At 47.5% G+C, this 23,978-nt stretch carries 13 protein-coding genes and 1 pseudogene; 2 read left to right on the forward strand and 12 right to left on the reverse strand.

Annotation, left to right across the window (positions count from 1 at the left end; genetic code table 11):
- Positions 1-296 precede the first annotated feature (296 nt).
- Positions 297-686: pseudogene (locus tag B2Z67_RS05300) on the forward strand (PD-(D/E)XK nuclease domain-containing protein); the annotation flags it as partial.
- 232 nt (positions 687-918) lie between these two features.
- Here B2Z67_RS05300 and B2Z67_RS05305 read toward each other — a convergent pair.
- The 12 genes from B2Z67_RS05305 to B2Z67_RS05360 all read right to left on the reverse strand — a co-directional run bounded on the left by B2Z67_RS05305 (position 919) and on the right by B2Z67_RS05360 (position 21,165).
- Positions 919-2,022, reverse strand: a complete 1,104-nt coding sequence (locus B2Z67_RS05305; RefSeq protein ID WP_291528777.1) for a glycoside hydrolase family 43 protein — start codon at positions 2,020-2,022, stop codon at positions 919-921.
- Between the two features lie 27 nt (positions 2,023-2,049).
- Positions 2,050-3,384: a DUF1593 domain-containing protein gene (locus B2Z67_RS05310; RefSeq protein WP_291528778.1), complete on the reverse strand. Its 1,335-nt coding sequence runs from the start codon at positions 3,382-3,384 to the stop codon at positions 2,050-2,052.
- Between the two features lie 48 nt (positions 3,385-3,432).
- Positions 3,433-5,463, reverse strand: coding sequence for an NPCBM/NEW2 domain-containing protein (locus B2Z67_RS05315; protein WP_291528779.1), 2,031 nt, complete (start codon positions 5,461-5,463; stop codon positions 3,433-3,435).
- Positions 5,464-5,613: 150 nt separating this feature from the next.
- Complete coding sequence (locus tag B2Z67_RS05320; RefSeq protein WP_291528780.1) at positions 5,614-8,241, reverse strand: TIM-barrel domain-containing protein; 2,628 nt, start codon at positions 8,239-8,241, stop codon at positions 5,614-5,616.
- 236 nt (positions 8,242-8,477) lie between these two features.
- Complete coding sequence (locus B2Z67_RS05325) at positions 8,478-9,839, reverse strand: glycoside hydrolase family 43 protein (RefSeq protein WP_291528781.1); 1,362 nt, start codon at positions 9,837-9,839, stop codon at positions 8,478-8,480.
- A 19-nt stretch (positions 9,840-9,858) separates the two neighbouring features.
- Positions 9,859-11,799 carry a glycoside hydrolase family 97 protein gene (locus tag B2Z67_RS05330; RefSeq protein WP_291528782.1) on the reverse strand — a complete coding sequence of 647 codons (1,941 nt, stop codon included), beginning with the start codon at positions 11,797-11,799 and terminating at the stop codon, positions 9,859-9,861.
- 55 nt (positions 11,800-11,854) lie between these two features.
- Positions 11,855-13,240 (reverse strand): glycoside hydrolase family 43 protein, encoded by a 1,386-nt coding sequence (locus B2Z67_RS05335; protein ID WP_291528783.1) that lies wholly within the window; start codon positions 13,238-13,240, stop codon positions 11,855-11,857.
- An 11-nt stretch (positions 13,241-13,251) separates the two neighbouring features.
- On the reverse strand, positions 13,252-15,696 hold the full coding sequence (locus B2Z67_RS05340) for a TIM-barrel domain-containing protein (protein WP_414630783.1): 2,445 nt from the start codon (positions 15,694-15,696) through the stop codon (positions 13,252-13,254).
- 145 nt (positions 15,697-15,841) lie between these two features.
- Positions 15,842-17,734 carry a glycoside hydrolase family 97 protein gene (locus B2Z67_RS05345; protein ID WP_291528784.1) on the reverse strand — a complete coding sequence of 631 codons (1,893 nt, stop codon included), beginning with the start codon at positions 17,732-17,734 and terminating at the stop codon, positions 15,842-15,844.
- Positions 17,735-17,857: 123 nt separating this feature from the next.
- A complete protein-coding gene (locus tag B2Z67_RS05350) occupies positions 17,858-19,954 on the reverse strand; it encodes a hypothetical protein (RefSeq protein ID WP_291528785.1) in 2,097 nt (698 codons plus the stop codon).
- A 57-nt stretch (positions 19,955-20,011) separates the two neighbouring features.
- Positions 20,012-20,884 carry an alpha/beta hydrolase gene (locus tag B2Z67_RS05355; protein WP_291528786.1) on the reverse strand — a complete coding sequence of 291 codons (873 nt, stop codon included), beginning with the start codon at positions 20,882-20,884 and terminating at the stop codon, positions 20,012-20,014.
- 137 nt (positions 20,885-21,021) lie between these two features.
- Positions 21,022-21,165 (reverse strand): hypothetical protein, encoded by a 144-nt coding sequence (locus B2Z67_RS05360; protein ID WP_291528787.1) that lies wholly within the window; start codon positions 21,163-21,165, stop codon positions 21,022-21,024.
- Positions 21,166-21,372: 207 nt separating this feature from the next.
- On the opposite strand from B2Z67_RS05360, the gene B2Z67_RS05365 reads away from it, so the two are divergent.
- Positions 21,373-23,889, forward strand: coding sequence for a glycosyl hydrolase 115 family protein (locus B2Z67_RS05365; RefSeq protein ID WP_291528788.1), 2,517 nt, complete (start codon positions 21,373-21,375; stop codon positions 23,887-23,889).
- Positions 23,890-23,978 lie beyond the last annotated feature (89 nt).

The raw sequence follows: 23,978 nt of genomic DNA on the forward strand, positions 1-23,978 counted from the left end.
TTAGTGATCTACTTATAGATAGTTAGTGATCTATTTATAGATAGTTAGTGTTTCATCCTTAAGAAACCAGTACTTTTTGCATAAACAGCTTGTAAATATGCAATAATGCACATAAATAGTGCATCATTATTCTTTGTTTATTCATCAAGTACTCTAAAAGATGAATTTATAAATCAAGGCATGTTACGAAAGGCGGGATAATGCTATCATAATGAATGCAAATGGTGGTTGTTTATTGTCATTTAGATATTTTCGTAAATTCTTAGCCTGTAGAGGTTAGGGGTTAGTAGTTAGTAGTTCAGAAGTTTGTTCATGAAGTACGTGCCGATGACTATGATGCTTTCTTCCGCCGCTTGCAAAGTTTCTTCTCCGATACCCCTTACGAACTGGTTCGTGACTTGGAACTGCACTATCAGAATGTACTCTTTATCGTCTTCAAGCTTGTAGGTTTTTATGTAAAAGCTGAATACCACACAAGCGCCTGGCGCATTGACCTGGTTCTCCAAACGATAAGTTCATTTACGTCATGGAATTCAAGCTGGACGGCACAACGGAGGAAGCCTTGCAACAGATAGAAGAAAAGCAGTACGCCCTCCCGTTTGACACACGACTCCCGACAGCTATTCAAGATAGGCATAACCTTCTCTGCCAAGATGCGGAACATAGAGAAGTGGCTGCTTGGGTAAGGAAAACCCAATGCAGGTTAAATGAAGTTTTCACATTCGGCATAGCACCTCGCTATATTACATAAATGCATGCTTTTGCTTAAAGATTACCCCGCTACCGCTTGATTGTATCGCAGCAGGTAGCGGGGCATAAAACTGTTTGAGTTGATTCGCGCATTGCGCAAGCCAAGTTCTGAGAAATAGTAGGCGTAGCAATGATACAGATGCTCATGTTGCCCGCGCACCAATTCTCTTATTTTTTTATAATCTCTTTCTCTACAATTACTTCCTCCTCATCGGCAGACGGATTTACAATTCCGGCTACTTCTTCTACAGTTTTCGGCTTCACCGTAATTCCTTCTTTGGTTTGTTCTACGTACGCCATCCGGCCATCCGGTAGGTAATATAGATAATCAACGCAAACGCTTCTACGGCCTGTAGCTCCTGATTTTCCGTTCAAAGTAAGGGTTGCATTGTGATAGAACAGATAATCTTGACCTTCATACTGAATGATTCCCGGATGTATGGTAAAACTATTCTCTGCCATTCCTGTCAGGAGTCCGCGGTATGTCCAAGGGCCTTTCATGCTTGGGGCTGTGGCATAGCTTATTGTTTCTCGTCCCTTACCTCTTGAAGCATACGTAAGATAGTAAAGATTTCCGTGTTTATGAATCCACGGTCCTTCTATATACTTCGGCATTTTAAGTATCTCTATAGGGCCGTCCAACTCTGTCATGTTGGGTTTAAGTTTAACCATAAAACAGGTTCCGTTACCCCAACTCATATAGGGAGTGCCGTCATCGTCTACAAAAACTGTCGGGTCTATGTCATTCCACCATCCTCGTGGCCCGTTGGGAGTCATGTTGTCTGTTATAAGCGGTGTGCCACGTGCGTCAACAAAAGGCCCGGTCGGACTATCCGAAACGGCAACTCCTACAACTTTGCTATTATACGGAGCTCCCGCTTGTACTGTTGTATAATAATAGAACTTCCCATCTCTTTCTACAACCTGAGATGCCCATGCTTCGCCTATGCCCCATGAGAAGTCCGTAGGTTTGAGTACACTTCCGTGATCTGTCCACGTCTTCATGTCTTTGGTGGAATAGCACAACCATTCGGTTATGTTAAAGTCCTGACCGTCTTCGGCTTCATCGTGGCCTACATAGAGGTAAAGCCTGCCATTGTGTACCAGTGGCGCCGGGTCGGCTGTGAATTTATCCAGAATTATCGGATTTCCTTCCGGAGTAAATGTTACTTCATTGCTTTCTCCTTCCGGAGTAAACGTCACTTCATTGCCTTCTCCGCCATAACCGGCCAGGAGCAGACACAAACTAAAAGTAAAAAGACTATTTTTCATAATGTTATAATTTAATTGTAGATTATTCTAATTTATATTTACCACTACGCGCCTGTAAACAGTAAGCGTAGGAGTTGCTTTATCTGTTAATTCTAAAATGATATGTATATTCTCTCCCATAGCATCAGCAGGAATATGTATTTTACATTTTGCTGCGTTATGGCCCTCTATTCTTACTTCACCTTTGTAGCTGCTTGGCTCTGTGTAAACACTCCATTTGTATGTCAGATTGTTACCGTCGGGATCGGTTGATCCGCTGGCATCTAAAGCTATATAGCTGCCGGCTTTTACCTTTCTGAAAATACATTTCAACGAATGGTCTCCATCAAGTACCGCATGAGGATGATGATTCACCGCTTTATAATCATCAGTTGTAGTCCACAACATACGTGCTGCTAAATCATTCCAAATGTGCTGTTTCCATTTATTGATAGCGCCACAGCCCTCCTTGCAGCTTCCATGCATGTAATAAGGATCGTATTGCGTTTCATCTTTCCCGTTGCGCACTATGAAATCCATACCTCGTATGTCACTCGTCTTTTGATTGGAGAAACGGCCTCCCCATCCTCCATATTCCAGTGAGTCGGGTACATTCAGGCCATTTGCATAAACGTAAAAGAAAGAAGGGGAGTCTCCTTCCGGTACCCAGATTCTATCAGGATAATGTTTACCTAATGGTTGACAGTTTTGAACGTTCTGTTTAATCCATTGGTCTGAAGGCGCCCAACCATATATTTCTTTGTTTCTGATGTACACTACTTCTGGAAAGTTCTTTGCTATCCATGCTCCGGCATCATCTTGGCCAAGAATATCATAGATGCGGATTTTGGCAATAAACCTCTTAAGAGCTTTCTCACTGCGTGTATGTTTCACTTTCCATAAGGCTTGTGCTATGGTATTCATTCCGCCCCAGGCCGCAAGCCATACAGGTCGTTGGTCGTTTTTCTTGTCAACAGCCGCAATAATCAGTTCTGAACCGGGCGAATCTTTACCTTGACCTACCCCATTCATATTGGAAAGAGCTTGTCCTCGCTTTATAATTGCCCTCAGCTGGTTTAAACCGGGATATCCCTCTGCATGTTTATTTAAGCGAGGCAGCAGTTCTCCAAACAGCTCCACTATTTCTGAGATTTTAGCGGTTTTATCCGGGTCATCTACCCAAACCTGTGAGCTGATAAGTCCCTCGATATCAATTACATTTGAGCACAGCAGTAAATGTATCATTGATTGAGTATCATCGGGGTCGGTACCTCCCAAATCAGTTGTCACAATCAGTCGATGTTTATCCTCATTAGCGGTTTGCGCCTCTAAGTAAAGGCTCCATGCAATGAGAGGGAAAAAGAAGAACAATACTTTTATCATAGGTTTTCATGTTTAATTATCTAACTTCTACTCTAATTTACATTAACTCTACTGAACCGGAGTAAACTTATAAAGCAATACACCGTGAGCCGGCACATTCAGAGACAATGCTTCTTGTCCGGCATCAAGCGTTTTAATATCTTTTTGTCTCCACAGGTCACGTACGGTCTGCTTACCCGTGATGCCCAGTTTATTGAAATCCCGGAAAGAGATATCCGCCTTTTCACGGTCGAAGTTACAGAACCCTACCGCTTTACTTCCGTCTTCCAACTCCTTCACGTAGATACGTAATTCTCCGATGGCATGTACACATGTGGCCTGTTTCCCCAGAGGGTCCTGATTGACAGCTATAACCTCGTTATTGGTTAACAAACTGAATGTGAAATCATCCATCTTCTCCAGGTCGCAGCCTATCAGGAGCGGTGCGGAGAACAAGCTCCAGAGACTAAGATGCAGATATTGTTCATCCGGTTTAAGCCTGGTCTGGTGAGGATTACCCCAACCTACAATGCCAACTACCAGCATATCCGGGTCGTTCCAGTTACCGGGTTTAGCCCAGGCAGCGGCTTTGTCCTGAGAAAGAGCTATGTTTTTTACACTTTCCCACGTGTCGGTAATGTCATTCGTTGTGCGCCAACTCTGACCTCCAACGGAATCTCCCCACTTCCAGACGTCTCCCATACCATATTGACACAGGTTATAAACAATGTCCCGGGGCTGTTTACGCAGGTAGTCGCCCATGATTCTGAACGGTTCTCTACCTACAATCGAGTCTCCTCCTCCCTGGAAAGCCAAAGAAGATACACTGTAGGGGTCTTTCTTCAAATCACGGTCGAGTACACCTCCATAGCTGCACCAGTCATATTTCAGATAATCAAATCCCCATTTGGCATACATCTCGGCGTCTTGTTTCTCATAACCGTAGCTACCTGCACATCCTCCGCATGTCCACGGGCCGGGTGAGGAGTAGATACCTACTTTCAACCCAAGCGAATGTATGTAATCAGTCAGTCCTTTCATATCGGGAAATTGGGCATTGGTTATGATATTGCCACGGTTGTCGCGCAGCTTTCCGCCTCTGGTACGGTCGTTGGGGTCGCGGTGGTGTTGCCACGAGTCGTCTATGTTGACGTAAGTCCAGCCATAATTAATGAGACCGCTTTCTACCATGGCTCTTGCTGCTTGTTTCACTTTCTTTGCCGAGACTTCATGTCCGAAACAGTTCCAGCTATTCCATCCCATTGGCGGAGTAAGGGCAATTCTGTCGCCACATTCAATACGGAATGTCTTCTCTGTTACTCCCTTTTCGTTTTGAGCCTGTAGAGTTACCTCAAACGTTCCGGGTACAGTTAGTTTACCGGTAATCAAACCAGTTTCCGGGTTAATCTCCAATCCTGCCGGTAATCCTGTTGCCGAGAATGCCATTGGACGGTCGCCCGTAGCCGCCACCTGAAATAGGAATGGAGAACCTGGACGCACTCCAAACACGGATGCGCTATTAATTCTTGGTGTAGCAGGAGCAGGAGGAGTCAGTATATAAGGTTCGGTAGCTATGAACTTTAGTGTAGGAAAACTTTTCTTTCCCTTTGAAATAATCTTTGCATCTGCCCAGTCTGCATGATCATAATAAGGGCCATCGCCGCCGTCGGCAACAATCAGTTCAAGCCTCTTCACTCCGTCAAGTGCAACAGAACATTGCTTGGGTGCATCTCCTGCCTTTACAACTCCGCTGGACCATAGTTGAGCGCCATCGCCGATTACAATGAATTCAGCCGATACCTTACGTTCCAGTATTTCATCATCCAGCCCCACCTGAGCGGTAAATGAGGTTGCTTTACCATCCACTTGAATGGCTATTTCACTGACAGAGTGGGTGCCTACTCCACGTTCAAACGTCTGGCCTCCGATTGTCAGCGTTTTGCCGTCAACTGATTTGTTCTTCATGGCATTACCATGTCCCTGGGTCATGGCTGTCAAGTCCAAATCATCGAGCCATACGGTCTGCGGTTGACTGCATCCCGTGATTGCGCTTGCTAATGCAAGGCTCACGAGTGTTATCAGAATTTTGTTATTATTCATAGTTCTAAAAGTTATTTTGATTGATTATAATGAGTTTATACTATAATTTTTTAGACGCAGATAACGCGGATCTCTTTTTATCTTCCGGGTGGGATAACGTAGCGCAGTATTAAAAATCCGCGTCATCCGCGTCTAAAGAATTGCTACTTATTACAACGATATTTTCATCTTCTTTCCTGCATACGTCACAGTTCTGTTTGGCGTTGACTGATAAACCCCGGTGCCGGATTGTGGTGATACCAACGTGACATTAAGAGTTATCTTCTTTTTCATTCCGGTGAACTTACCCTTTCTATCACTGATAGTCAGAGTCTTATCCGCGTCATTCCAGCTTAATTCAAACGTGCAGAACTGTCCCTTTTCATAATTATAATTGTTCCCTTCATCCTCGTAAACAGAATACGTACCGTTAGCGCCCGGATAAATGCGGATTTCCCACGGCTGTTCTGTATCTTCAGAAGCAAATTGTTTGGCAGGTCCCAATGGCAATATGGAGCCGGCTTTCACGAATAAAGGTATCTTCGTGAGGTCAACATCTGTATCTATCAGTTGTCCGCCCTTGTAAAATGCACCATCCCAAAAGTCTATCCAACCCGCCTGACATTGGGGAAGATAAACCTTCATCCGGCTAATGCCGCCCTCTACAACCGGAGCAACCAGGAGAGATGGCCCAAACATAAACTGATGCTTTTGTTCCAACGCGAGAGGATCTTCCGGGAAATCCATCACCAACGGACGCATCAGGGTGTAACCTTTAAAGGAAATCGCAGCATTCTGTGAATATATATAAGGTAGAAACCTATAGCGCAAGTCTAAGTACCGGGCAACTATGCGTTCAACCTTCTCTCCGTATCTCCAGGGTTCGGTATTACTCATGTAACCATGCACACGCATCAATGGAAAAAATGTTCCTGCCTGTAGCCAACGGATGAATTGTTCATGATACTCCGTATTGGTATATTGATTGCCCGGGCGGAAGAAACCGCCGGCATCATACGTCCACCAAGGCAGTCCTGTTGCCATTTGCCCCAGTCCTCCGGCTATTTGCCGGCGCAGGGTTTCCCAGTCATGTCCCACATCTCCCGACCATGTTGCCGCCGCATAACGCTGCATTCCGGAAAAACCGCTGCGGGTGAATATCATAGCCCTCCGGTCAGGGTCGTCTTTGCGCAAACCCTCATAAATGGTTTTACTGACATACATCGGATAGACATTCCGGTAAACCTCTCCCGGCGTCTGCCCTTTATTGATACGCCGGTTCCGGAGGTCATCATTCTCCGGTTCGGTAGCATCCTGCCACCAGGCATCAATGCCGTATTTCAACAGTCCGTCACGGAAGTTCCGCCAATAGAATGCTGCGGCATCGGCATTGAAGAAGTCAATCCAGTCGCTGCCCGGAATATAATACCCGTTTTCTTTTGCCTGTTTCCCAACTTCTGACTGAACATCTATTTTAGACCAGACAGAAATCATCAGGCGCATATCCATGTCATGAAGCTCCTGAAGCATCTTGTCCGGATCGGGATACCTGTCCTCATCAAACTTCATGGCATTCCAGCCATGTTTCCCCCAATACTGCCAGTCCTGAACAATCAAATCTATGGGTAACTTCCTGCGTCTGAACTCACGGGCATTCTCCAACAGCTCTGCCTGAGTGTTGTATCGTTCCCGGCAATGTATATATCCTAAACTCCACAAAGGCATCATGGGAGCAGGCCCGGTCAACTCCCGGTAGCTGGCAATAACTTCATCCCCATTGCCTGCAAAAACAGTATAATCCAATGCCCGGGCAACCGGCGAACGGAAAACTGTTTCATCGGAAACAGGGCGCCAATATAATACAGGCTTGTCGTTACGCTCACCCTGCACTTCTATAGCATGTTTCCCGGCAGCCAGTTCTACTATGGCAGAGGTTGTAGGAGGCAACCATAAGTTGTTGACATCAAACACCTTATTTCCATCAACGGTAAGATAATACTTGCGAGCCATCCGTTGGCCGACATCCAGCAACAACGAATAACGTCCGGAACGGGGTACTTCCAGCGAAGCGGTAAAAGAGTATGTCTGTCTGGTCTCTTTTACATTTCCGCTTGTACCTGTGGCATTCACGGTAACAGCTTCGCCGCTTGCACTCTCAGGCGTCAATTCAATAGATGCATCCGCCGGGTTGAAATCCGTCAATCCGTAGTTATTCCACAACAGGCCATAACCTTTGTTTGACAGAATAAAAGGAATGGCAATCTGTGTGTTGACCTGTGTCAGCCTCCGCGATAACCCTTTGACGTTAAGATAGCCATCTTGAAATTGCCCCGTACCGTATATGTACTCGTCTTCCGGAGATACAAACTGCTGCTCTACCTGAAATGTGGCTTCTCCCTGAACAGAAGAAGCCGTCATGAAACGTCCTCCTGCCTTTTCGCGGAGAATGATACGCTTGTTCGCATCCTTAAAAGTCAGCGTTTCCGTATCCTTATCGAACTCCACGGAAATACCTTCCAGAGACAGAGTCAACGATTTGTCATTCTCTGTAACTTTACATTCCGGAGCGGTTACGCTTTCTGTATAGATCAGTTCCTGCATAGGCGCTGAACCCGGTTGAGTGAACTGTACCCGGACAGCATTCCGGTTGAGTGGTATCAGTGAGAGTGTACCTTGTTTCAGTTCAAGAACTATGTGTTCCTTTTCTCTTGAGATACATGCTGCATTTAGCATGAATACACAGAGAGACAGAGCTGTTGCGATTACTCCAACCTGAGTTCGCTTCTTTATTGTTTTCATGGAATAAGTACTTATGTTTAATGTGAATCAGGAGTTAAATTAGTAGTTATAATCTCACTCCCATACTTAGACTATCTCACTATACGACTTAGGGTATCTCAGTCGTATACTTAGGCTACCTCAGTCGTATACTTAGACTACCCCTCTCAGAATACCTTCCGGGCGGGGTTTTAAGCAAGTATAGAGCGAAGTAGATTATCTTAATAATCCGCGTCTAAAGAATTACTGATGCCGATTTATTTAGAGAACCTCCAATAATCGAAATACATAAGATTGGTAGCCGGCCTTCCTTTCACCACAAAATAAAGGTCGTGTACTCCGGTCACCTTGGAGATATCAATGCTCCGCAAGTCCCAACGGTCGTCGCCGCCAGTCCGGGGTACTTTAATGGTTCCTACCAACTCTCCGTCCGCACTGTTCAGACGCACTTCGAGTTGCACCGGAGCATTGTGCGTAGTACCCAACCTGGCAGTAAACTTGGTAGCACCGGTTTTTCCGAAGTCCACGCCACAAACCCGGATATAACTGCCGTCCTTCATTGCCGTCACAAAAACACCTACCTGGTTGTTCCTGAAAGACTTGAAACCTTCGGAGAATGCGATTGTTTCCGCTTCATTCTTTACATACGGATTCAAGGTGGCAATTCCTTTGGTGATTCCTTCCGTCATCTTCACCTCAGGAATTGATCCGTCTTTGTTGAATTTGAGTTCTTCAACACATACCGAACGGTTGAAACCACCACCACCGGGCAACTTCCCGTTATGATAAAAATAATAGGTCTTGCCTCTGAAATCAATTACTCCCGGGTGGATTGTAAATGATCCGCCTCCAGCAGCCATTACCGTACCGCCATATTTCCACGGTCCTGTAATAGAGTTAGCGGTTGAATAGCCGATGTGTTCGGGCAACGGTCCTCCGGGCCAGAACAAATAGTACATTTTATCTCTTTTGTAAAGCCAGGGGCCTTCTTCATAAAGGGTGGCTCGCTGAGAATCACCTTCGCGTTTTCCGAATGACTCCGCAGTCAAAGGCACGCGTACGATGTCTCCGCTGTAAGAAATCATGTCTTCATTCAGCTTCACGTAATACAAGTTGGGGTTGCCCCAGTACATATAAGCCTGTCCGTCGTCGTCAATGAAAACTGTCGGGTCAATATCTCCCCATTCACTCTGAACCAGTGGTTTATCAAGCGGGTCATAGAAGGGGCCATAAGGACTATCCGCCACTGCTACTCCAATCGCCCCCCTGTTATTGATTTTAGAAATCACAGGCACATACATGTAGAACTTTCCGCCTCTTTCAATGCATTGCGGCGCCCAGGCATCCCCTTTGGCCCAACTGAAATCGGTGTATGACAGAACAGCACCATGATCAGTCCAGTTCACCATATCGTTTGTTGTGTACAGGCACCAGTCGTTCATTGTAAACCAGGTAGAGTTATCTTCGTCGTGGGTGGTATAAAGATATACTTTATCATTATATACCATTGGAGCCGGGTCAGCCGTGTACTTTGTCTGGATGATCGGGTTCTGTGCCAGTCCCGAAGCACTTGCCATCACCAATAGTGATGAGAAAAGTAGAGATTTCATTTTATCCATATTATCTTTTCTTATTTGATTATTCTACAATTAATATTCCCCCATTGCAAGGTATTGTCAGCTGCAATTCCTGTTTCTTATTCACCTTTACCGGTTTTACGCTGCCCTGCAATTCTTCATTATCACTGAATACCCGCACCTGATTACCGGGTGCAAACATGGGCAGAGTAATCTTCAACTTCACGGTTTCTTTCTGTGCACTGACTCCTGCTATATACCATTTATCTCCATGCCTGCGAGCCATGACTGCATATTTACCGGGGTAACCGTCGATAAAGCGTACCTCATCCCATGTAGTGGGAACTTCTTTCATGAAGCCTATCGCCCATTCCGGAGCATCCGTCAGGTTGTTCGGGGCTAAGGCAAAGTGCTGCACCGGACTTTGAAACATTACCGCAGTAGCCAAAGCGAACACATCAGAAGTAATACGCCGGCTTCCGCGCGGAGCATTAGTCGCATTATAATATTTATTTAATGCACTGCCGCCAAAGTCCATGCTGCCCACTGTGTTGCGGATAAACGGATGCAGACAGGCATTGAAAGCTTCGTTGTCACAACTCCCTTGTGAGAAATGCAGGTTTTCACTCGCCAGTACAGCTTCGCTCGATGCATAGTTAGGATACATACGTTCCCAACCGCGAGGTAAAGTGCATCCGTGGAAAATCACCAGTAACCCATACTCGTTGGCATCGGCGAGAATGTCTTCGTACATCTGCATGGTTACCTGCTTGTCGCCACCCAGGAAGTCAACCTTTATGCCACGTATCCCGATACTTTGCATCCATTTCATTTCTTTACGCCGGGCTATTGTATTGTCCATAATGCCACGCGGCGTTTGCGGCGCGTCATTCCAATATCCGTTGGAGTTATACCACAGATAGAGGGCTACTCCTTTCTCTGTTCCGTATTTAGCTAACTTTTCAATCTTGTCATAGCCAATCTGCGTATCCCACAGTGCATCTACCAGCAGAGACTGATATCCCATTGCTGCCGAGAAATCAATGTAGCGCAATTGCTCTTCATACTTCGTACTTCCGTCCATACCGATAATCCAACTCCAGGAGCCTCTGCCGTATTCATACTTCCGTGATGCTGCATATAGCGGCTTCACAACATCAAAGGCAACTGTTGTCTCAACGATCGGGGCTAAGGTTTCACCTAAAGTGATTGTCCGCCAGGGTGTTTCTCCGGGCAGTGCAAGTCCGGGTGAAGTCGTACCGTTTCCATTCATTTCACCTTCCTGCGGGAAACCGATTGTGTACAGTCCATTTTCATGTCCCAGCAGACGGCTTCCGCAATATTTGCTGTCTACACCTGTTTCCGAGATGAGTATCCATCCTTTGTCGCCGTTGCGGAACAGGCAGGGAAAGGTATAGCCTTCGCCCCATCCGTTTTTACCCATGGAATCATCTGCCCTGTAAGGCGTTTCGTAACTGGGCGAGGTGCGGGCAAAGCCTCCCATAGGCTTGCTTTGCGGGCACAGGAAAGTGGTACTCCCGTCGGGAAGCACAAAGCCTGTCGCCTCTTGCTTTATGACGCAGGACAAAGTATTCTTTTGAGGATACATTTTATATCTGAAGGCGACGTCCCGGTCAGTTACGCGAAATATGACGTCGTATATCACTTTCTCTTGCTTACTAAATTGGTACACAGCTTCTGTGGCTACATAGTGTACATTGCTCTGCTTTATGTTGGGCAATGTATAGGTCTCGTCAATTACGCTCGACCGTACTTCCTGCCCCAAAGACATTTCTTTGGAGAAATCGCCGATGTTGGTAACAAGCCCCAAGGGAGAGGATGTGATAAAAGGAGTACCATTATGAGTGATACTGTATGACGGTTGTCCATCCTTATCAGAGATGGTAACTGTTATTTTCCCGTTTGGGCTTGTGACTTGTTTTTCTTCTGCCTTTATTGCGGAGCAAACAAATAGCGCCGCAATAACTAAAAAATATTTCATAAATATCGAGGTGTTGTTTATCTATAATTTACTTCAACCGTAGTTTCCCGGTCGTTTACTTCAACTTCCAGTAGTCTATGTTGAACATCTCTCCGTCTCCTCCTCTGAAGACGAAGTACAGGTCGTGAACTCCACTTACCTTTTCGATGTCAGCAGTGAAGGTTTTCCACGCATCCCAACCGCCGGTGTTGTTTATGCTGCATACTCCGAGCAATGTACCTTCGAGGCTGTCCAGACGAATTTCAATCTTTCCTTTGGTTATCGTGGCTGCACGGATTTCAAATGTCTTTGCCCCTTTCCCGAAGTCAACGGCTTTCAACTGGAGGAAGTCTTTGTTGTGGATGGAGGTGATGTACATCCCGTTTTCGTTGTCCCCGGCAGATTTGAGTCCCTGGCTCCATGCCATTGTTTCAGCTTCAGTCCGCTTGTAAGGATTCAGTGTGCCGACGGGTTCAACCGCTACGCCGTCGTCCCACCAGGGCAGTTCCTGGATAGTGCCGTCGGGATTGTATTTCATTTCGGCTACGCATATCGAACGGCGTTCATGATGCTTGTCGGTTATCATGAAATTCAACCGGTAGTTGAATCCGAATACGTAGGACTTGCCTTTATAGTCGATGATTCCCGGATGGTTTCCGGAGGATTTCCTGTTGGGCTTCATGATGTAACCTTTAAATTCCCAAGGGCCTATGGCGCTGGGGGCCATTGCATAACCGATGCCTTCGGGGCAGCAGGTGCTTGCATATGCCATGTAGTAGTGCCCGTTCTTCTTGTATGCCCAGGGGCCTTCCTGGAAGTGGTAAGGGTCTTTCTGGTCTTTTATCTTCCGGATTAACTCGTCTTTCGTGATTTCTCCTGAGCAGGATATCATGTCTTCGTTCAGTTTCACATACCAGAGGTTGGGGTTTCCCCAATAGAGGTATGCCTGTCCGTCGTCGTCTATCCATACGCTGGGGTCGATGCTGTCGTACTGGGCGCCAATCAGAGGCTTTCCGAGGGGGTCGGTGAAGGGGCCGAAAGGATTGTCGGCAACCAGTACGCCGATTCCCCGTCCCTGTACCGGACAGTACAGATAGAACTTCCCGTTACGCTCGATGCACTGGGGCGCCCAGGCGCCGTTCTCAAATCCTCCCCAACCGGATATGGCAGGGTCGGCCCATTTGAAGCTGTATAAGTTGGCGATGGTGCCGTGGTCGGTCCAGTTCACCATGTCGGTGCTGGTGTACAGCAGCCATTCTTTCATGCGAAAGCCTGCCATTCCTTCGGGGGCATAATCTTCGTCGTGGGTGGTATAGAGATATACCGTACCCTTGTGTACCATTGGTGCAGGGTCGGCAGTGAATTTGGTCTGTATGATTGGAGTCTGGGCATTCAGATTCTCCTGGGTAGCAGCCGTAAGTAATAGCGCTGCTGTCAATACGGGCAAAATAAGTTTCTTCATTGTTTCTGATATTAGAATTTCACACTAACTCTTTTTCCACTGTAGTTAACCACTTTCCGGGTTCCGTCCTGAAGCACGACAGTGAACTTTCTGTTGTTCAACATCCCCTTGTAGGCACCTTTCCGTGCTCCTATCGTCAACTGGCGTGAGGCGTTGTTCCATGCGATGGGGATTTCCGTATATGCCCCCAGTTCATAATTATAATTGTCGAACTCATCTTCGTAAAGCACAAAGGAACCATCGGCGCCGGCGTACACTCTCAATTCAATATCGTCCCACGGTTTCTCTGTTGCATACTGCACTTCAGGGCCAATCGGAATAATACTGCCCGCTTTGATATACAGCGGGATGACGTCAATCGTCGTCTCCTTCTCTATCTCCTGTCCGCCGTCATACTTCGCGTTCGTCCAGAAGTCGTACCAGGCAGTGCCTGCCGGCAGATATACCTTTTCGGACTTGGCCTGCATGAAATCTACCGCCGCTTTATCCCCAAACTTCCGGTCGTCATTTCTATTCCAACCTTCATTCTCATTTACTCTCACTACTTTCTCCTGAGTGTAGTGCGCGTTGATGACCGGTGCTACAAGGATGGATTTGCCAAACATATATTGGTCATTTATATCCCACACGTTCCTGTCGCCGGCAAAGTCCATCACCAAAGCGCGCATGAAGCTCGATTGGCGTTCGGTCACTTCCCACGAAGTGGAGTATATATAAGGAAGCAACGAATAGCGCAGATGAATCATCTTCTCAATGGCGTCGTACACCGGTTCGCCCTTCTTTCCGAACTGGTAGATTTCTCTCGGCGTATCGGCTCCATGCGAACGCATCATCGGGCTGAACGCTCCGAATTGCATCCAGCGTACATACAGTTCCTGGAACATTGGATTCTTGGGTGCGCTTCCGTCATTCCAGCCCCTGTTGTAATGTCCGGCAAAGAAGCCGCCTATATCCGTGTTATAGTTGGGATTTCCGGTAAGCGTGAAGTTCAACCCTGCCGGAATCTGGTTGCGCAGTGATTCCCAGGACGAGCTGATATCTCCCGACCATACGTTGGCGCCGTAGCGTTGCTGTCCGGCAAATACGGAACGGGTGAGGATAAATACACGTTTGTCTGCAGTCGTGGCGCGCTGGTTATCATATACTCCACCCACCGACACCAGCGGATAAGCGTTGCGCATCTTGCGGAATGAACCCAGATAGGTCTTCGTGTTCCAGTCCTCCGGCTTCCAGTCAAAATGGTCAGGCTCTGTAGAGTCCATCCACCAGCCGTCTATACCCAGTTTGAAGAGGCCTTCGTTCATGTATTTCCAGTAGATGGCGCGAGCCTGCGGATTGTAAGCATCGTACACACGCACTCCGGAAGGATATTCCATGTTCGGCGGCCAGGTTTCGAGTCCCGACTGAGGCCATGTGGAGAAGTTAAACAGCATACCTTTCTTGTCCAGCTCTCTGTAAGGTTTGGTCATCGGCCCAAACGACGACCAGATGGAAATCAGCATGTGCGCATTCATTCCGTGTACATCGTTAACCATCTTCTGCGGGTCGTTGAACAATGGGTTCTTGAAGTCCATGGCATTCCATAGATAATTGTTTCCCCAGTATTGCCAGTCCTGAATGATTCCGTCAAGCGGAACACCCAGTTCGCGGTACTTGCGTACCACGCCCACCGTTTCTTCCTGGCTTTTGTAGCGCTCCTTACTTTGGAAGTAACCGTAAGTCCAGAGGGGGAACATCGGTACTTGTCCGGTCAGCGCACGCATCTGTGCCACTACGCCGTCGGCATTTCCGCCATGCATGAAGTAATAGTCCACGCAATCGCCCACTTCGGACTGGAAAGAGGTCTCTTCCGGTTTATCGGTAAAGTTGGTCGGCGAATAATTGTCCCAGAACAGGCCATATCCCTTCACCGATTGTACGAATGGAACCACGTCTTCCACATTGCCCTGCATAAGGCGCTTGGTCTGGTTACGTTGTGACATCTTTCCATTCTGAAGAATGCCCAATCCATAAAGAGGCTCGTCTTTATCCAGGATAAACGCTTGCTTAACGGTGAACGTTTTGCTTCCGGCATCGTTGAAGTCGGTAAACTCCGGCTTGCCCTTTTCACTGAGCAGAGGCTCTCCTTTGGCATTGAAGAAAGACACAATGCCGGACTCCAGGTTAAGAGTAACTTCTATTTCACTGCTTTTCAGCCTCACCGTACTGCCTTCCCGGGTAATGGTGGGTTTCACTTTCTGAGGGCTTTCTATTACAGAAAGGCTCTCCTTTGTGTACTTCCATCCGTCAGGCGACTTCAGGATTCTTACAATTGACGGAGAGTAGAACTGCAACTCCACGTCTACCGAATTAATGGTCGCCTTCACGCCCCCGGGGGTTTGCTGATAGTCTTGCCCCGCGAGGGAAGTGCAACAACACAGCGCCATCAATACTAATACACTCTTAATTGATTTCATGGTTCTTATTACATTTAATGATTAAAACTTATATTCTATAACTTTGTACGATACAAAAGTAAGCAGTATATTCACTTTTCCCTTTAAATATTAGACATTTGTTCTTCAATATTAGATAATTCTGATGGCTATCAATCTGTCTTCATCATTTTATTATAGCTACAAAACCGCCACGCGGCAAACATTGTACCTCCAAAGCGGTTTCATTATCCGATAAGGATATGTTTTCTTCAATGGCAAAGTTCTTGTCATCGGCGCCATCCTTGAACAGGGATATCTGCTTGCCGCTTACGGGGATAGCTTCTAACGATGCACGAAGCGTTCTGGGTTCATTAGTTCCGTTGATGCCTGCAATATACCATACATCGCCTTTGCGGCGCGCCATGATCACTTCTACTCCGGGATAGCCCGCCAGAAACTTCGTGTCGTCCCACGCCGTGGGCAGTTCCGATAGCAGGCGCTTTACCGGTTCCGGCAGGTTGTCGTAAGTAGAAGGCCTGTCGGGCATGTGTTGCAGAGGCGATTCAAAAATCACGGGCAGTGCAAGCTCATGGCCGTGCGAGGTGATATGCGGATGCTGTGAATCGGAGAAAGTACCCGGAGTATAATCCATTGGGCCTATGACGTTTCTCGTGAAAGGCAGCGTTGCATTATGTTCGGCGGCACGGTTAGTCAGTACCGGAGCGTTGTTATACCACTCGGCGCCATACACACCTTCCATCGACATCATGTGAGGGTAGGTGCGTTGCCAGCCGCGGGGGATGGTGGAGCCATGAAAGTTGACCATCAGCTTATACTTCACGGCGTCTTCGAGCAAGTCCATGTAATAGTTCATGGTGGTGGCGCTATCGCCCGAGAAGAAGTCTACTTTGATACCTACCACTCCTATGTCCTGCAACCATTTATATTCCTTCTCCCGGTCTTCTTTCTTATTGAGCCGGAATCCGGGGCCGGGGCCATTAATCCAGTTGGTGCTCGAGTTATACCATATCAACGGTTTCACGTTCTGTTGCAGGGCATACTTCACCACATCTTCAATGTTGCCTCCATTGACCATCTCATCCCATTCGGCATCAATCAAATCGTAGGGCCACTTCATGCGGACAGCCAGGTCGATATACTCCTTTATTATTTGGTAATCTCTTGACCCGTGATTGTGCGCCCAGTATATCCACGATACCATACCGGGGGTTATCCATTCCGTATCCTTCACTTTAGAAGGCTCGGAGACGTCGGTTACCAAGGTGGATTCTACCACATCAGACAAATCTCCTGTGATGAGTAATCGCCAGGGAGATTCCCACGAACCCTTGCCAACTGCTTGCTTATCATCGGCAAGACGCACCCGGTAGCTGTCGCGATTGTCTCCATTATATAAAAGAGAGCCGCAATGCCCTCGCTTGATATCTGCTTCTGTTATCAGCATGAAGACTGAATCCTTCGGTTCGACGAGTGCGGGATATCCCCAGCGGTCAACGTCCGGGCGGTTGGCGAGTTTTCCGTCTGTGGATAGCGGATAGAACTTCTCGTATCCCGGGTCGTACTGTTGCATCCATCTTTTAGCTCCCTGCGGAACGGTGTATTCGGTATGCTCGTTGATGATGTGTTCTTCGTCGGCAACGGCATTCACTTTGTATTTAAAGGCGATGCCGTCATTGTATACTCTGAATGTAACGTCCAGTGTCTGTCCCTTTTCGTTTTCAAAGGAGAAGGTTTTTTCGCGGGCGAGGTTCACACAACGTTTGCGTTTCCCGGTTATCATATCGTAGGCTTCGGCTCTGTTCAGTACATCGGAAACGGATTTCAACTTCAGGTTTCCGGCTAACTTCTGCGCATCTGTCTCCAATCCTAACTTTGATTGGGAAAGGATGCGGTTTCCTTTATAGTCTACTGAAAAGAGAGCTTCACCGTAGGTGTTGTCTTCTGCAGGTTCTATTGTGACTTTCAGGTCTCTGTTGGGAGACTTGATATCATACGCGTGACACGAACTAACCATAATGGCTACCAGTATCACCCATGTTTTTCTTAGTAAATTCATAACCAGAGTTTTTTATTGTAAGTTTTATATTACTGTATTATCTCTATTTATATTGTTGATAATTGGTTGTATCTCTATTCTCCTNNAGGAGAATAGAGATACAACCAATAGAGATACTACAGCTTAATTCGTAGCCGCAAGCGGACTGAATACCACCTTATACGTTTTAGTAACCCCCTTATAGTTGAACTTCACCATAGCGCTTCCCGAAACCGACGTAGCCTGAACAACCTCTACTTTCACGCTCTTATCTGTTGCAGATGCCGATACTTTAGGTACTGCGGTGCTACCGGCAGGAAGTTGGTAAACAGCCTCATACAAGTCGTAACCGGTAATACCATTGCTTTCGGTAGAACGGACAGGAGTTGCCGGCACTTCGATTGCTTTTCCATTGACTGCTATGTTCACCCGGGGAACCACCGGGCGGACAATCTTCTTCTTGCCTGAACTGAATCCCAACCCTGCCAGGTCGAAGAGATTGCCTGCTTCTTCACTTTCGGCAACAAGATAGATTGCATGTTTCTTGTCCAGGTGGTCAACGAACTTCGATACATCAACTGTAAACTGTGCCGTTTCCTGTGTAGAATTAGCCGGAACGACTATCTCACCTATCTTCGTCCCTTTCCAGGCTGCATTATCCCACGGGCCGTCTAACCAAACGTTCACTTTAAACGCCTTCGATGTTTTCGGCATAAGGAAGAGGTTAAAGGCTGTTTTATTCCCCTTTTGAGTTCCTTTGAAAGCCTTTATGCCCGACTTGTCTTTAGCCAGTCCTCCGAAACCGAAGTATTTGTATCCTATTATATGACCGTTCTTCACGTTGGTGATAGGTGCGTGGTTATCCCAGATGTCCCATGAATCCTGCTGGATGCGTATGTCGGAAAGGTAACAGGCAAATCCTGCGGAATAATATTGGTAAGGGTCAAGACCGAATATGTGGAAGCCTTCCGACGTTACTTCCGCTCCTTTGTATTCGTTGTTGCGGCTGTCTTTGGCTGTCCAGATATTGTCTTTGGCGTATGGGTCGTAGGCTCTGAGTGATACTTTGCCACCTTCGGACACCGGCTCCTTGTCCCATTCCACATGGATGGGAGCTACCATCGCCTGGCGTGCATTGCCGAATCCACGGGGCGGACGGTGATAGAACACGTACCATTGTTCGTTGATAAGTTCGATGCTTCCGTGCGTGTTATGTCCGGCATTGGTGGTTTGCAGCTTCGAGCCGTCTTGGTTTAACACCGGTGCGCGCGAGTCTACCAGGACGCCGCCGCTTTTCCACGGACCTAACGGAGAGTCGCCATAAGCGTAGCGCAGGGTGGAGTTGGAGCTGTCCAACCCATAATCGGGACCTGAATATCCGCTGTAGATGGTTACGTATTTGTTCCCAATCTTACGTATGGATGACGCTTCGAAGAAGTTGAATGCCTGGAGGTCTTCTCCGGGATAGATGTGCGGGTATGTAATGTCTTTCGGGGCGCGGTTGTTGTTGCCTCTGCGCACTCCGGCGGGCATAAAATAAGGTATAACTTCTGTTCCCGGACGTACGGAGTACATGGTGTTCTGGTCCAGTTGGGCGGCCAATGAACGTTGGAATCCCCAGTATCCGTATGCCCTGAATCCGATTTCATAATCAGGGTCGTTCGGGTCTGTAACGTATTCAATATATATGGAGGGGTCGAATCCCAGGATACTTCCGTCCACGGTTCTTGTTCCGTCGGCAGTCAGGTTGATGGGGGTAAACGGTCCGTCGGGACGAGTGCCCTTAGCCACCATTGCTTCTCTGTTTCTGCCGCGGCTGTGGGGGAACAGATAATATTCTTTGGTGCCGTTCTTTCTCTTCACTTCAACGAGGTCGGGGGCGTACATCACGTCCCACTGTCCTTCTACCCGGTAGGTAAAGATGGGGCCTTCGTCGCGCCAGCTCGAGAGGTCTTCAACGGGTGCCGACCACATTCTTATGTCCGGCCCGCAATAACTGCCGAAGCGGACATCGTGTGATCCGATGATATAGGCACGGTACTTTCCCGGATTGTCGGGGTCTTCAAAAACACGTGGTTCGCCGTCCGGTAAATGTTCCCATAACGGCAGATACGGATTGCCTGCTCCGTGATAAACGAATTTAGTCGTGTTGTTCTGTTTGCCATTGCCGGCTGCTGCTTTGGGCATTGCGAACACGGAAAAAACGGCGAATAATAATAAAACTACTTGTTTCTTTGTCATAACCAAACTATTCTTTTTTTATATGAGTTAATATTAGTAAGTATTCATTTTTAATTATCATTTTATTGCATACCGGTCGAAGCTTGATGTATCTACCGGTTTAAATAGTAGTTGGGAGAGTAGATACAGGTCGTTCTTCCATACATTGAAATCGTGCCCACCCGGTTCTACGTAAAAGATGTGAGGCACTTCATGCTGTTGCAGATAAAGATGGAGGCGTTCGCTGAAACGCATCAGTCCATCCTTGTCGCCGCATGATATCCACAGCAGCTTTAGTTGCTGTTTGGCTGTTTCAGGGTTTGGTACAAGCACTTCGGGTGTCTTTGTGTTGGGAGCGGAAGAGAAGCCGCCTACCCAGGCGAACTTATCCAGGTTTCCCAGTCCGAAGTTCAGAGCCTGTCCGCCACCCATTGATAGTCCGGCTATGGCACGGCTTTCGCGATCTTTTATTACGGGGTATTCTTTTTCAATGAAAGGTATCAGGTCGTTCAGCAAGTCTTTTTCGAAGATGGCGAATCCTTCTACTTTATCGGGCGCCATAATATTGCCGGTAGCGCGGTCGTCCTTTATGGCTCTGCCGTTAGGGAGTACCACAATCATAGGTTCCAACTTGTTTTCGGCATACAGGTTGTCCAGAATGATTTGGGGATTGCCATTCTTCAACCATTCCAGTTCATCGCCGCCGATGCCGTGCAGCAGATAAAGAACAGGGTACTTCTTGTCCTTGCTGAAACCGTGCGGAGTGTAAACCAATGCTTTCCGTTTTACACCAACAGTTTTCGAGTCGTAGCTCACTGTATCTATTTTCCCTTTGGTAACTCCTGCTTTTTCAATATCAAAACCAGGTTGGGAGTGGGGGATGGGGTCTTGTGCCCACATCCCTGTAGAGTATGCTAATGCGCACACTAAGAGAATTGCAATGTGTTTCATGATCTTATTTTTTACATCACAAATGTACCCCATTCTCTTCTACCTGCCCAATAGTTATGTTACACGTTTGTTTTCTCTTGTTACATCTTTATCTTAATGTTGTTCAGGGATGTTATCTCAGGTCATGGGGCGTGTTCTCACCGGGCATGGGAGTGGTTGAGGTAGGGATGAAATTTCATCTCCAGGTTGGAGATATATATCTCCAGTTTAGAGATGTGTATCTCCAGACTGGAGATATACATCTTCAGTCTGGAGATGAAGTTAATTGCAGGGGTGAACATGTCTCGGTATCAGGCTCATTATCCCCCTTGCCCGTAGTAATCCTGTGGCTTTATTGTAGGCTGTGTGTAACATGAGTGAAAGCTTATGTAACATAGTTCCGAAAGATGTAACATCTTCTATATGAACTGGGAACATGAGTGATATAAGTATGTCGGAGTAATGACGTATCTTTGTGCATAACAGAAATTAATCAAAAGTATCATACCATGAAAAGAAAAGTTAGTTGGGCTATTTATTGTGTATTGAGTCTGGTTGCATTCGCACCGTCACTATCTGCGGCAGAACGCTTTGTGATGAATGAAAGCAGCAGCTTCGTCTGGATACAGCAAGGAAAAGCTTGTCCGATACTGGTAGACTCGCAGGAGGACAAAGGTGTATTGCGCGCTGTAGCCAACCTGCAGACAGACGCGGGCAAGGTAACGGGAGTTACTCCGGAAATAGTTAATTCGGCCTCCGGCAGCCGTATGCTGATTATCGGTTCCGTAGAGAACAGTTCCTGGATCAGGCAATTGGTGCAGGCGGGCAAAATTAACGCCGCCGACTTGCAGGGAAAACGTGAAAAGTACATCCTGCAAACCGTGAAGCAACCTATGGAAGGAGTCGAGGAAGCAGTTGTTATTGCCGGCAGCGACAAGCGGGGCGCCATCTATGGCGTTTACGAACTGGCACAGCAGATGGGAGTATCTCCCTGGTACTTCTGGGCGGATGTTCCGGTAGAAAAGCACGATGTCATATCTATTAAAGAAGGTGTATATACGGACGGCGAACCGGCCGTGAAGTACCGCGGCATTTTCCTGAACGACGAATGGCCTTGCCTGGGGAACTGGGCAAACGATACCTTTGACGGCTTCAATAGCAAATTCTACGAAACCGTATTTGAGTTGGTGCTCCGCCTGAAAGGGAACTTCATGTGGCCCGCTATGTGGAACAGCGCCTTTTATGACGATGACCCCGCCAATGGCCCGCTGGCGGACGAGATGGGAATCGTAATGGGAACCTCCCACCACGAACCTATGGCCCAGGCACAGAAAGACTGGGCGCGCCGCGGCACGGGAGAGTGGAACTACACCACGAACGGCGCCGTGCTGCGCGACTTCTGGAAACAGGGCATGGAGCGCAGCAAAGACTGGGAAGCGGTAATTACCCTCGCCATGCGCGGCGACGGTGATGAACCGATGAGCGAGAATGCCAACATCTCTTTATTGCAGAATATCGTGAAAGACCAGCGGAAGATTATAGAGAAAGTAACCGGCAAGAAAGCAAAGGAAACCCCGCAAGTGTGGGCGCTTTATAAAGAGGTGCAGGACTATTATGATAAAGGCATGCGCGTGCCCGATGACGTAACCCTTCTGTTGTGCGACGACAACTGGGGCAATGTACGCAAGCTGCCCGATTTGAACGCCAAGCCTCGCAAGGGAGGTTACGGAATGTATTACCACTTCGATTACGTAGGCGCTCCCCGCAACTCCAAGTGGATTAACATTACCCAGATACAGCGCACCTGGGAGCAGATGGCGCTGACCTACGAATATGGTGTACGCGAACTGTGGGTGGTGAACGTAGGCGACCTGAAGCCGATGGAATATCCGATCTCTTTCTTCCTGGATATGGCATGGAATCCGGGACGTTTCAATGAAAACAATCTCTTCCGGCATACGGTAGACTTCTGCCGGCAGCAGTTTGGCGGAAATTATGCGGAAGAGGCAGCGCGTCTTATTGATACATATACCAAGTATAACCGCAGGGTTACTCCCGAGTTGCTGAACGACAGAACCTACAGCCTGGAGAACTACGACGAATGGAAACGTGTGAAGGATGATTACGCCGCCTTGAGTCTGGACGCCCTGAAACTCTATTACCTGATGCCTGCTGACTACCGGGATGTGTTCGACCAACTGGTACTCTTCCCGATACAGGCATGTGCCAACCTCTACGATATGTACTATGCCGTAGCCATGAACCGCAAACTGGCGGAAGCCGGCAGTGTGGAAGCCAATGAATGGGCAATGAGGGTGCGCCGGTGTTTTGAACGCGACTCTGTGTTGACTTATCATTATAATCATGTGATGAGTGGCGGCAAATGGAATCACATCATGGATCAGACGCATATAGGCTACAGGTCGTGGAATGATCCGCGGAACAACACGATGCCTAAAGTCACGGTAATTCCCGAACGGCATATTGCTCCTGCACCTCCTGTGTTTGTCGAGAAGGACGGGTATGTGTCTATCGAAGCAGAACATTACACCCGCTCTGCCAATGGTGCCTCTGCCCACTGGATTACAATCCCTAATCTGGGACGCACGCTATCGGCTGTCACCACTGCGCCCGTTACGGCTACTCCGGATGGCGGCATGTATCTGGAATATGATTTTGAGACGGAAAAGAGCGGTGAGGTAACAGTGATCGTTCGCTTCTCTTCGACGCTGAACTTCAATGATAACAAAGGTTTGCGCTATGCCGTAAGTCTGGATGGCGGCGACGAACAGGTAATCAATATCAATGGCGACTATAATGGCAACCTCGGCAGGTTGCAGGCAGAACATATCATCACGACGCAGACGAAGCATCAGTGTGAAAAGAAGGCGAAGCATACGTTGCGTGTTCGTCCGCTCGACCCGGCGCTCGTTATACAGAAAATAATGATTGATATGGGAGGGCTGAAACCTTCGTTCCTTGGTGCTCCTGAGAGTGCTATGCGAAGCAGAGCTTCGCAATTTTGAATTTTTAATTATGAATTATGAATTGCTATGCAGCACAATTGCGTAACCATTCATAATTCATAATTCATGTGAATCAGTAGTTAAAGTAG

The sequence above is a fragment of the Bacteroides sp. UBA939 genome (genome assembly GCF_002293435.1).
In the GTDB taxonomy this organism is placed as follows: Bacteria; Bacteroidota; Bacteroidia; order Bacteroidales; family Bacteroidaceae; genus Bacteroides.